8 protein-coding genes and 1 riboswitch are annotated in these 11968 nt (G+C 52.2%); of the genes, 5 read left to right on the forward strand and 3 right to left on the reverse strand.

The window, feature by feature from the left end; translation table 11 throughout:
- Positions 1-164: 164 nt before the first annotated feature.
- From AACQ93_RS15130 to AACQ93_RS15140, 3 genes are read right to left on the reverse strand one after another with little or no spacing between them, the layout of a single operon-like run.
- A complete protein-coding gene (locus AACQ93_RS15130) occupies positions 165-3287 on the reverse strand; it encodes an efflux RND transporter permease subunit (RefSeq protein WP_064605975.1) in 3123 nt (1040 codons plus the stop codon).
- A complete protein-coding gene (locus AACQ93_RS15135) occupies positions 3284-4627 on the reverse strand; it encodes an efflux RND transporter periplasmic adaptor subunit (protein ID WP_064605977.1) in 1344 nt (447 codons plus the stop codon). The genes AACQ93_RS15130 and AACQ93_RS15135 overlap by 4 nt, the downstream gene beginning before the upstream one ends.
- Positions 4617-5267, reverse strand: coding sequence for a TetR/AcrR family transcriptional regulator (locus AACQ93_RS15140; protein WP_064605979.1), 651 nt, complete (start codon positions 5265-5267; stop codon positions 4617-4619). The genes AACQ93_RS15135 and AACQ93_RS15140 overlap by 11 nt, the downstream gene beginning before the upstream one ends.
- Positions 5268-5854: 587 nt before the next feature.
- On the opposite strand from AACQ93_RS15140, the gene leuA reads away from it, so the two are divergent.
- The 5 genes from leuA to AACQ93_RS15165 all read left to right on the forward strand — a co-directional run bounded on the left by leuA (position 5855) and on the right by AACQ93_RS15165 (position 11601).
- On the forward strand, positions 5855-7405 hold the full coding sequence (gene leuA, locus AACQ93_RS15145; RefSeq protein WP_064605981.1) for a 2-isopropylmalate synthase: 1551 nt from the start codon (positions 5855-5857) through the stop codon (positions 7403-7405).
- Positions 7406-7407: 2 nt separating this feature from the next.
- Positions 7408-8496 carry a 3-isopropylmalate dehydrogenase gene (leuB, locus tag AACQ93_RS15150; RefSeq protein WP_064605983.1) on the forward strand — a complete coding sequence of 363 codons (1089 nt, stop codon included), beginning with the start codon at positions 7408-7410 and terminating at the stop codon, positions 8494-8496.
- A gap of 23 nt (positions 8497-8519) precedes the next feature.
- A complete protein-coding gene (leuC, locus tag AACQ93_RS15155; protein ID WP_064605985.1) occupies positions 8520-9959 on the forward strand; it encodes a 3-isopropylmalate dehydratase large subunit in 1440 nt (479 codons plus the stop codon).
- 12 nt (positions 9960-9971) lie between these two features.
- Positions 9972-10574: a 3-isopropylmalate dehydratase small subunit gene (leuD, locus tag AACQ93_RS15160; RefSeq protein ID WP_064605987.1), complete on the forward strand. Its 603-nt coding sequence runs from the start codon at positions 9972-9974 to the stop codon at positions 10572-10574.
- Positions 10575-10812: 238 nt separating this feature from the next.
- Positions 10813-11601: a DUF547 domain-containing protein gene (locus tag AACQ93_RS15165; RefSeq protein WP_064605989.1), complete on the forward strand. Its 789-nt coding sequence runs from the start codon at positions 10813-10815 to the stop codon at positions 11599-11601.
- A 143-nt stretch (positions 11602-11744) separates the two neighbouring features.
- A riboswitch (TPP riboswitch) is annotated at positions 11745-11851 on the forward strand.
- Positions 11852-11968 lie beyond the last annotated feature (117 nt).

Here is an 11968-nt window from a genome sequence, read left to right on the forward strand (position 1 = left end):
TCCTCTTTATCTGAAACGAAGAAGATGAAAACATCTATGTAACGGTTTCGAGATGACAGGGCCGTGACGTTTTAAAGGAAGCTCAATGGAAAATTTTCCAGCAATAAAAACGGGGCCCGAAGGCCCCGCACAGCATGAAACAGGTTCGAATCTCGATGAACAAGTCAGGCCGTAACCAAGGCCTCGTGTTTCCGCACCAGATTGAAATCTGCCAGAATGGCGTAAGCGGCCGGGATCATAAACAACACCAGCAAGGTGGAGGTAAAGATGCCGAACACAATGGAAATCACCAGCGGCTGAATAACCTGTGCCTGCAAACTGGTTTCCAGCATCAGCGGCAATAATCCGGCCGCCGTAGTCAGCGAAGTCAGGAATACAGCCCGGAAGCGCTCGCGACTAGCTTTCACCACAGCATCATGAACATTGTCACCCTCATCGACATGGTGACGGATATATTGCACCAACAGGATCGAATCATTCACCACGACCCCAGCAAGGGACACAAAACCCATTATGCTTGGCATACTCAGGGCAAAACCCAGCAACCAATGGCCCCAGAACACCCCGATTAGAGCCAGCGGGATCGCCAGCAGTACCACGAAAGGTTCTAAGTAACTACGGAACTGGTAGCTGAGGATCACAAACACCCCGAAGATACCGAGCATAAAGCCAATTCCCATCGACTGACCCGTCTTGGCGGTATCTTTCGCTTCCCCCTCAAAGTCAAAGCGCAGTCCCGGATACTCCTGCTGCAACTTAGGCATCATCCGGCTGCGGAACTGACGGGTGATCTCTGTTGAGCTAATTTTATTACTGTCGAGATCAGCAAACACACTCAAGGTCCTGACACCATTAATTCGCTGGATCCGGACAAAATTACGCTGGTATTCCAGCACCGCTACTGAAGCAAGCGGGATCTGGCTGCCATCAGTTAGAATCACCGGGAAGCTGGCTAAGGTTTGTAAGTTAGCCGCTTCCTGTTTATCAAACCTCACCTCAACTTCGATATTCTCCGGCCCAAGCTGAATTTCATCCGCCGTACGGCCAAAGTACGCCGCCCGTAGCTGAGATGCGATCATCTGACCGTCTATCCCGAAGCTTTCCGCACCGGGACGCAACTTCACCAGTACTTCCTGTTTACCCATCCGCATGTCATCAAGAACACCGGAAACACCGTTAAACTCGCTGAGAAACTGCTGCAACTCAACCGACGCGGCTTTTAACTGTTCCAAATCATCGTGTTGCATCCGAATTTCAACCGCCCGGCCACCGGGACCGACCATCGGTTGCTTGAATACCATGGAAACCGGATCAGCCAGTACTCCAACTTCATCACGCCAGGCATCAATAAAGTCATCAATGACAGTATTTCGCGTCTCCGCCCCGAGGATATCCAACCGGACAGTGGCTACATGCGGGCCGTTTTCATCAGCATCGGCATTAAAGTTATATTGCTCGGTGATATGCTCGACCAGCGTCCTGCCGTCTTCTTTACTCTCGCTCCACTCCTCATTGAGCTTGTGTGCCGCTGTTACAATTTGCTCCACCACCCGCTCAGTCTGAGCCAGTGACGAACCCGGTGGCAGGATCACCCGAGCTTCGGCGATATCGCCATCCAGCTCAGGAAAGCCGACAAACTTGAGCGCACCACCTGCCAGCAGTGAAGCAGATGCAAACAGCATTGCAATCACACTGCCAAGGAACAGGTAACGCCAGCGCACAACCACATCTACCGCTGTTACCAGCTGATTATTACGAAACGCTTCAAACCGCTTGAGAAAACGCGCCTTAAACGCCAACGGTCGTCGCTCCCGCCGCTTTCGATCGCGTTGCTTTTGCAGGGAATGACTCAGGTGATTAGGCAGGATCAGGAAGGCTTCAACCAGACTCAGGGTCAGCACTAAGATCAGCACCATAGGCACGACCTTAAGCACGGCCCCCATTTCTCCTTCCAGAAACAACAGGCTACCGAAAATACAGACCGTGGTGAGATAGGACGACAGCACGCCGGGGAACACTTTCTTTACACCTTGTGTCACAGCGTCAGGCACCGACATCCCCCGCTCAAGATGAGCTGCAATTGATTCGGCTATCACGATGGCATCATCCATCATGATACCGATCGCCATCAGCAGTGCGACCAGAGACATAATATTGATTGAAAGCCCCAGCCCGGCCATCAGAAACAGGCTGCCGAGAAACGCTACCGGCAATCCGGCCGCCACCCAAAATGAATAACGAAAGGTAAAAAACAGCCACATGGTAGCAAAGACCAGTACCACACCCTGCCAGCCGTTCTTGACCATCATGGTCAGGCGATCCCATAGCACGGAAGAAATGTCATTAGTCAGGTTAAGGGCAACCCCGGTCGGCGCGACCTTATTTTCATCTTCAACAAACTGAACCACCCGCTCTTTGATCCGCAGGGCATCATCGGCTTTGTTTTTGCTGATCTTCAGCAGTGCCGATGGCTTACCGTCAAACAGCACTTTCTGCTCATCGAGCTCAAAGCGATCAGTAATAGTGGCAATATCACCGAGACGTAACAGTGATCCTTCGCTGTCAGCCCCGATCACCGTGTCGGCTATGGTTTCCGGCGTCACTTTCTGCTCATCAAAACGGATCAACAGATTTTTCTCGGCCAGCTCAATATTACCGCTCGGTAATTTGAGGTTCTGGCGCGACAAACGATCAGCCACATCGACCACACTCAACCCTAACTGACGCAGCGGTGCTTCTTTGAGTTCAACCCGGATCTGGTGGGTAGAGAAACCGGCGACCTCAACCAATGAAACACCGTAATCCAATTTGAGCTTGCGCTTGAGCTGCTCAGCATAGGCTTTGAGGTGCGGCCAGCTGGTATCGGCACTGATCGCGACATCAACGACAGGTTCATTCCAGTCAAGTTCACGGACGATCGGCGCTTCAATCTCTGCCGGAAAGTCATTGATTGCATTGATCTGAGTCTGGACATCTACCAGCATCCGCGACACCACATCGCTGCTAGTCAACTTGAGAACCAATGAGGCCGAGCCTTCGACCGCCTCACAACGGGTTTCTTCGATATTGGCCAGACCGTCAACCGCATCTTCCATCCGCATACAGATGCTTTCTTCCACTTCCTGTGGTGAAGCGCCGGGATAGACAACAGATGCCAGAATATAAGGCGGTGAGAATTCGGGGAAAGTTTCCCGCTTAATTTGCGGCAAAGACGCGATACCGAACAACAGCAATGCCAGCATCAACAAGTTCGCGGCAGTCGGGTGGCGGGAGAAATAACGGATCATGACGCCGGTTCCTCCTGATTCTGCGCTTCTTTAACTGGCTCACCATTATGGGTCACCACCCTGAGCGCCATGCCCGCCACCGCAGGCAACAGATCATTGGTGATCAACTGCTGGCTAGCCGACAGTTCACCGCGAATAGCAACCTTTCCGTTATGACGGAACAGCACGGTGATCTGCTGAATATCCAGCGTATTATCATCTTTGACCAAATAGATCTTATCGCCGTGCAACGCCCGCTCAGGGATCACCCAATGAGCGTTTGACTGCCCAGTCAGGCGCGCTTCAACAAACATCCCGTTCACCAGCGGCGGCGCACTTTCCGGCGACAACTGACTATAATCCTGACTCACTTCAAGGATCACCCCGACCGTAGCCTGATTGGCATTCACCGTATCGCTGATCCTGGCAACCTTAGCGGGCCACTGTTGGGTAAAACTGCCGCTGGAAAGCTGAATCATCGCAGTCAGATCCAGCTGATCGGCACGCGGTCGACCATCCGCATGGGCGGTATAGCGAGTCAGGCTGGATGCCAGTACCTGCATATCATGCAAGGCTATCTGGGCATCAATTTCGACAGTATCGATACCATGAGCTACCACCATGCTTTGCTGGGTATTAACAACCTGATTTTGTTCAATATCTACACTGGAAATCCGAGCATCAAACGGCAGGGTAATGATGGTTTTATCCAATGAGCGGCGGGCTTCAGCCACCCGGGACTGGTTTACTTCCAGCTGAGCCTGCGTCACCTTGCGCTCATTCGGCAGCACAATCAGCTGATTCTCAATATCCTGCACCACTTTCTTGCTGGCCAAGGTATTTTGTTGTTCCAAATCCACCGCCGATTGCGATGTCAGTCCCTTGCGCCGCAGCTCTTTTTTTCGGGCCAGCTCTTTCTGACTGATCTGCAACCGGTTTTTCTCTATTTTCAGGGTGGTCTTGAGATTGGCTTCTTCCTGGGTCAGTTTCGCCAACTGTGCCTGGCTGGAGCTGACGTCTGCTTCCGCCTGTGCCAGACGCAGTTCATAATCCAGCGGATCAATTTTCAGCAATACGGTTCCGGCATCGAGCACCCGCCCCTTCTCCAGATCCGGATGGCGGTAAATCACTTTCCCCGATACTTCCGCTATCGCCTGCCACTCTACTTTCGGTCTGACCCGGCCAAACCCGGTGACCTCTGGTGCCAACGGCAACTGTTGCAGGCTAATCACATCAACCGGACGCGCTTTATTCAAACCCGGATTCACTGCCGGAGCTTTACGTAAGTTCACTGCCAACATCAGAATCGCGACTCCGACCAAAATGGCAGGGAAAATCAGGTAATTTCGATTAAACTTCATTGGATCCATCGCCTCCCTGAGCCAAAACCCCCTTGAGCAGCACATTGACATTGTGATCGGCCAACTCCATCAGCCACTCTTCATTCAAATCAATACCGTGGAAGCCGAGCAAGGCCGGCGGCACCAAGAACGGGAAGATCATCATGCTCATAAACGTCATTCGGGCTTTGACCGGGGAGATCCCCTCGCGCAAAATCCCGACATGCTTCATCTTGTCAAACATAAGTTCTTCTGCTGGCAAGGCGATTTCATTGAACATTTTTTCCATCGTAGCCCGCTGTAAATCACCGGGTTCCATCATCATCGTACGGGCAATTAATTTAGGCAGATCAGGGGTCGGCGCCATAATACGATAGTAAGTACGCATTAACTCGCCAATGCTTTCTATATCGCCGATATTGATCGCCCGACGAAACTGCTCCCGAATCGGTGCCATCGTTTCTCTCAGCATGGTTTCAAACAGCCCGGCCTTGTTGCCAAAGTAGTAACGAATCAGTGCGACATTCACATCCGCCTTCGTTGCTATCATCCTGGTTGATACCTTGCTGTAAGGGAGTGCCACAAACAGCTTTTTGGCCTCTGTGATCAAGCGCTCCCTGGCGTCAGAATCTCCGCTTGGACGTCCTGCTTTTCCTGCCATCTTCTTTCCCGTTTTGCCCGTCGAATCAATTTAATTAATCACCTGATTAATAATTTACTCTACATCACCAAAAGTCTCGCAGTAGATTAATTCAGCAGTAATTAATCAATTGATTAATTTTATACCAGCAGCTAAAACGATTAATTTGTGCCGTTTCTCATTGTTAATAAAATGCGAACAAGCAACTCTATTTTCAGGCTTTTCAGCAATCAAACTGTCCGTTAGTACTGCTGTCGACACTGGATAAAACTCCGCAAACACAAAAATAAAACCAACCCAATCAAAAAGATAAAGAAAATTGAAAAATAAACACTCAATTAATGGTTGACGTTTAACCTGCCTATTTGGTATTCATTTGTTAATCAACATTGTGGAAAACATTAACAAATGCAAAAACGTTTCTCTCTACTCCTTAGCCTCCTCATTATCGTGAATCATTCGCGCGGGTAGCTTATGGGTGGGAAACACCACTGAAACAAACACAGCAAAACCCGCGCAACCTGCGCGGGTTTTTTCATATATAGGGCCGGCGCAGCGGATGCAGACCAAGCCAGACACAACAGGCAGGCCAACATAAGGAAGAAGCAATGAAAGATCAGGTCATAATTTTCGATACCACCTTGCGTGACGGCGAGCAGGCGCTTCAGGCCAGCTTGACGGTGAAAGAAAAACTGCAGATCGCTTTTGCCCTGGAACGCCTTGGGGTTGATGTTATCGAAGCAGGTTTCCCCGTCTCATCACCGGGTGATTTCGAATCGGTCAAAACCATTGCCGAAAACATCAAAAACAGCCGGGTTTGTGCGCTATCGCGGGCTGTTGCCAAAGATATTGATGTGGCAGCCGAATCATTGAAAGTAGCCGAAGCCTTCCGTATTCATACCTTCATCTCAACCTCAACCATCCATGTAGAGGACAAATTGCGCCGTAGTTACAATGACGTGATTGAAATGGGCGTTGCAGCCGTCAAACGAGCCCGGAACTACACCGATGATGTCGAATTTTCCTGTGAAGACGCTGGCCGTACCCCGATAGATAACCTGTGCCGGATGGTCGAAGCCGCCATCAGTGCCGGAGCCTCAACCATCAACATTCCCGATACTGTCGGCTATACCATCCCCAATGAATTCGGCGGCATTATCTCCGAGCTTTTCAACCGGGTACCAAATATCGACAAAGCCGTTATTTCCGTCCATTGCCATGATGATCTGGGCATGTCGGTTGCCAACTCCATGGCCGCGGTCCAGGCAGGAGCCCGCCAGGTAGAAGGCACTATCAACGGCATCGGTGAACGGGCCGGTAACTGTGCGCTGGAAGAGATCGCTATGATCATCAAAACCCGAGCTGAGTTCCTGGGTGTTAACACCAATATCCGCCATGAAGAAATTTCCCGCACCAGCAAGCTGGTAAGCCAGTTGTGCAACATGCCAATCCAGGACAACAAAGCGATTGTCGGTGCCAATGCCTTTAGTCATTCCTCGGGGATCCACCAGGACGGCATGCTGAAGAACAAAAACACTTACGAAATCATGACGCCGGAATCAATCGGCCTGAAGAACCAGGCTCTGAACCTGACCAGCCGCTCCGGCCGTGCCGCAGTGAAAAGCCACATGGATACCCTGGGCTACACCGAAAAAGAATACGATCTGGACCAGCTTTACGCAGACTTCCTGAAGCTGGCAGACCGCAAAGGGCAAGTCTTTGACTATGATTTAGAGGCCCTGATGTATTTCGCCAACCTGCGCGAAGAAGACGACTTCTACAAGCTGAACTACCTGAGCGTGCAATCAGGCAGCGTTATGGCGACCACCAGCATCAAACTACAGTGCGGCGATGAGGAAAAATGCGAAGCTGCGGTTGGTAACGGCCCGGTAGATGCACTTTACCAGTGTATCTACCGCCTGACAGGCTACGAGATCGTACTGGATAAATTCGACCTGACAGCCAAGGGCGAAGGGGAAGACGGCCTGGGCCAGGCGGACATCATCGCCAACTACAAAGGCCGCAAATATCACGGCACCGGACTGGCGACCGATATCGTCGAAGCGTCCGGACAGGCGCTGCTACACGTAATCAACAGCATTCACCGCGCTGAACAAATTGCAGAAATCAAACAAAAATCCCATATGGAGACAGTATAACCATGGCAGGTACATATAAGATTGCCGTTCTACCGGGTGACGGTATTGGCCCTGAAGTCATGCAGCAGGCACACAAGGTGCTGGCTGCGGTTCAGGAAAAATTTGGCTTTAGCCTTGAGTGCAATGAATACGATGTCGGCGGCATTGCCATCGACAACCACGGCTGTCCGCTGCCGGACTCAACCCTGAAAGGCTGTGAAGCTGCCGATGCCATTCTGTTCGGCTCGGTTGGCGGCCCGAAATGGGAACACCTGCCGCCGAATGACCAGCCGGAACGCGGTGCCCTGCTGCCGCTGCGCAAACACTTCCAGCTGTTCTGCAACCTACGTCCGGCCCAGATCCACACAGGCCTGGAGCGCTTCTCGCCGCTTCGGGCTGATATTTCCGAACGCGGCTTCGACATTGTGGTAGTACGCGAACTGACCGGCGGCATCTACTTCGGCCAGCCGAAGGGCCGCGAAGGTGAAGGTCCACTGGAAAAAGCCTTTGATACCGAGGTCTACCACCGTTACGAAATCGAACGTATCGCCCGGATCGCGTTTGAGTCCGCCATGCTACGCAACAAGAATGTCTACTCAATTGATAAAGCGAATGTGTTGCAAAGCTCTATCTTATGGCGCGAGGTAGTGGAAGACGTTGCCAGGGACTATCCGGAAGTCACCCTGAACCACATGTACATCGACAATGCGACCATGCAGCTGATCAAAGATCCTGCCCAGTTTGATGTCATGCTGTGCTCCAACATTTTCGGCGACATCATCTCCGACGAATGCGCCATGATCACTGGCTCGATGGGCATGTTGCCGTCTGCCAGCCTGAACCAGGACAAATTCGGCATGTACGAACCGGCAGGCGGCTCTGCACCGGATATTGCAGGCAAGAACATTGCCAACCCGGTAGCTCAGATCCTGTCCGCTGCCCTGATGCTGCGCTACAGCCTGGGTGAAGAACAGGCCGCCCGTGCCATCGAACAAGCGGTATCCCAAGCGCTGGAAGCCGGCGAGCTGACAGCCGATCTGGCAGGTAGCAGCCCGGCACTGAGCACCAGTGAAATGGGCGACAGGATCGCCGCCTATATCCGCCAGGCCTAACGATAACAAGGAGCAATCGAGCAATGTCAAACACACAAGCAAAAGCGCCGAAGACGCTGTATGAAAAAGTATACGATGCCCACGTTGTTGTCGCGGCACAAGGCGAGAACCCGATCCTGTATATCGACCGCCATCTGGTGCACGAAGTAACTTCACCACAGGCTTTTGACGGCCTGCGTGAAAAAGGCCGCCAGGTACGCCAGACCGGCAAGACCTTCGCCACCATGGATCACAACGTATCGACCCAGACCAAAGACATCAAAGCCTCCGGCGAAATGGCCCGGATCCAGATGGAAACCCTGGCTAAAAACTGCAAAGAGTTCGGTGTCACCCTGTACGACCTCAACCATAAATACCAGGGTATCGTCCACGTTATGGGGCCTGAGCTGGGCATTACCCTGCCGGGCATGACCATTGTCTGCGGCGATTCCCACACCGCAACTCACGGCGCGTTCGGCTCACTGGCCTTCGGTATCGGTACTTCTGAAGTTGAACATGTGCTGGCAACCCAGACCCTGAAGCAGGCCCGTGCCAAGACCATGAAAATTGAGGTAAAAGGCAAGGTAGCACCGGGGATCACCGCCAAGGATATTGTGCTGGCGATCATCGGCAAAACTACCGCGGCAGGCGGTACCGGCCACGTCGTCGAGTTCTGCGGCGAAGCCATTACCGACCTGACAATGGAAGGGCGGATGACCGTCTGCAACATGGCCATTGAACTGGGTGCCAAAGCCGGACTGATCGCGCCGGATCAAACCACCTTCGACTACATCAAAGAGCGTCACTTTGCCCCGAAAGGTGGCAACTTCGAGGCCGCAGTCGAATACTGGAAGACACTGAAAACTGACGAAGGCGCCCAATTCGACACCGTTGTGACTTTAGATGCCAAAGACATCAGGCCTCAAGTGACCTGGGGAACCAACCCGGGCCAGGTGATAGCCATTGACGAAGCCATCCCGTCGCCAGAGAACTTCACCGATCCGGTAGAAAAAGCCTCGGCAGAAAAAGCGCTGGCCTACATGGGGCTGGAAGCCGGCAGAAAGCTATCAGATTTTAACATCGACAAAGTGTTCATCGGCTCCTGCACCAACTCCCGAATTGAAGATATCCGTGCCGCTGCTGCAATCGCCAAAGGCCGCCAGGTTGCCCCGAACGTCCAAGCGCTGGTTGTGCCGGGCTCCGAGCAGGTCAAAGCCCAGGCCGAAAAAGAAGGGCTGGACAAGATTTTCATCGAAGCCGGTTTTGAATGGCGCCTGCCGGGCTGCTCTATGTGCCTGGCAATGAACAATGACCGCTTAGGCCCGGGCGAGCGTTGCGCTTCGACCAGCAACCGTAACTTCGAAGGCCGTCAGGGCCGTGACGGCCGTACCCACCTGGTCAGCCCAGCGATGGCTGCAGCCGCGGCCTGCGCCGGCCATTTTGTTGATATTCGTACCCTGGAAACCGCAACGGTAACGGCATAAGGAGAGGAAAAAATGACAGGTTTTAAACAACATACCGGTTTGGTCGTTCCTCTGGATGCAGCCAATGTCGACACCGATGCCATTATTCCGAAACAGTTTCTACAGAAAGTCACCCGAACCGGTTTCGGCAAGCACCTGTTCCATGACTGGCGTTTTCTTGATGATGCCGGGCAGCAGCCAAATCCGGATTTTGTCCTGAACGCTCCGCGCTACCAGGGAGCCAGTATTTTGCTGGCGCGGGAAAACTTCGGTTGCGGCTCATCACGAGAGCACGCTCCGTGGGCTCTGGCAGATTACGGCATAAAAGTGATGATCGCCCCGAGCTTCGCCGATATTTTCTACGGTAACGCCATCAACAACCAGATGGTGCCGGTACGCCTGACCGAACAGGAAGTCGATGAGATTTTCCAGTTCATTGAAACCAACGAGGGTGCCGAAGTTACGGTAGATCTGAAGAGCATGACCGTCACTGCCAACGACAAGGAATACCGTTTTGAAATTGACGAATTCCGCCGCCACTGCCTGCTGAACGGCTTGGATAACATCGGCCTGACCCTGCAGCATGAAGACAAAATCGCCGAGTATGAAAGTAATATCCCGGCTTTTCTTGCCTGACTATTCAGCCACACACCTGAATAGTTGATAAAAGTAAGCAGTAACAAACTCACGCCCCGGTTCATTCTCCGGGGCGCTTTCTTTTCTATCACTTATACCAAACGGAACAATAACCTTTTTTCATCACCTGTTTTCTTCTCCATAATTAATTGCAGAAGAAACAAATGAAAGACATTCGCCCCTGACAGGGTCATCTGGTATACCAAAATGAATAATTTGCTCTGACTAAGGACAGCCCATGCGACTGCTACTTACTTTTATCCTGCTTATCTCCTCTGCCCTGAGCCCGGTACTGGCGGCCCCCAAAGCCGACCTGTGGCCATTCTGGCAAAAAAGCAACGAGACAAACACAGCGATGATTGACCACAGCCGCTGGCAAAAGATGCTGGACACCTATCTGGTGGAGCTGCCCCAACAAACCCTGTTTCGCTATCACGCAGTCTCCGATAACGACAAATGGGAGCTTGACCGCTACATTCGCCAACTTGCGACCATCGATCCCCGTCAGTATTCAAAACCGGAGCAGTTTGCCTATTGGGTCAACCTTTATAATGCCCTGACCGTACGACTGATCATCAATAACTACCCGATCAAATCCATCACCAAACTCGGCGGCTTCTTCAGCTTCGGGCCATGGGATGAGGAGCTAATCACGGTTGCCGAGCAGGCGTTGTCACTCAATGATATAGAGCATCGCATCCTGCGCCCGATCTGGCGTGATGCCCGGATTCACTATGCGGTAAACTGCGCAAGCCTCGGCTGTCCGGACCTGCAACCCGTCGCCTTTACAGCCGACAACACGGAAACACTACTCGAACAGGCCGCCAGCCGTTTCATAAACAGCCCTAAGGGCGTGGAAATCAACGGCAACCGCATTCAGCTGTCATCCATTTATGACTGGTACGGCAATGACTTCGGCTCACAACGCGATCTGCAAAAGCACCTCAACCAGTACCACAAAGGACAACCTCTGCAACTGAATAATGTCAGCTACGACTATAACTGGTCACTCAATGAGGCGAAGTGAGCACAAACTAATTAACCATATAATCTGACAGTTATTTTTCAGCCTGCCCTGTATCGGCACAACCGTCACAGATGCGGATCAATATTCTGCGTACACTCTTGTATTGCGCTGGCAACCAGCGACATAGCGCATTACAATAGCTCTCGTTCTCATTGGGGTGTCCGACCTAAACCGGACTGAGACTGCAACCGCAGAACCCACTGAACCTGAACCAGATCATGCTGGCGTAGGAATTGAGATAATACCGACCACAATCAAGTGTCAGCGTCGCAGCACGATGCCGGACGCCTTTTCTCAACCCTGTGCCGCTCATATTTATCCCCCTTGCGGGAAGCAAGGGTATTTAGGAGCGCATAGTGAACAAACT

Origin of the sequence: Photobacterium sp. J15 (assembly GCF_963870815.1) — a bacterium.
GTDB lineage: Bacteria > Pseudomonadota > Gammaproteobacteria > Enterobacterales > Vibrionaceae > Photobacterium > Photobacterium marinum.

Excerpts from the sequence above, each read along its gene's own strand:
- AACQ93_RS15140 (WP_064605979.1), bottom strand. The coding sequence starts at position 5,267 with ATGGCAGGAAAAGCAGGACGTCCAAGCGGAGATTCTGACGCCAGGGAG.
- leuB (WP_064605983.1), top strand. The coding sequence starts at position 7,408 with ATGGCAGGTACATATAAGATTGCCGTTCTACCGGGTGACGGTATTGGC.
- leuD (WP_064605987.1), top strand. The coding sequence starts at position 9,972 with ATGACAGGTTTTAAACAACATACCGGTTTGGTCGTTCCTCTGGATGCA.
- AACQ93_RS15130 (WP_064605975.1), bottom strand. The coding sequence starts at position 3,287 with ATGATCCGTTATTTCTCCCGCCACCCGACTGCCGCGAACTTGTTGATG.
- AACQ93_RS15165 (WP_064605989.1), top strand. The coding sequence starts at position 10,813 with ATGCGACTGCTACTTACTTTTATCCTGCTTATCTCCTCTGCCCTGAGC.
- AACQ93_RS15135 (WP_064605977.1), bottom strand. The coding sequence starts at position 4,627 with ATGAAGTTTAATCGAAATTACCTGATTTTCCCTGCCATTTTGGTCGGA.
- leuC (WP_064605985.1), top strand. The coding sequence starts at position 8,520 with ATGTCAAACACACAAGCAAAAGCGCCGAAGACGCTGTATGAAAAAGTA.
- leuA (WP_064605981.1), top strand. The coding sequence starts at position 5,855 with ATGAAAGATCAGGTCATAATTTTCGATACCACCTTGCGTGACGGCGAG.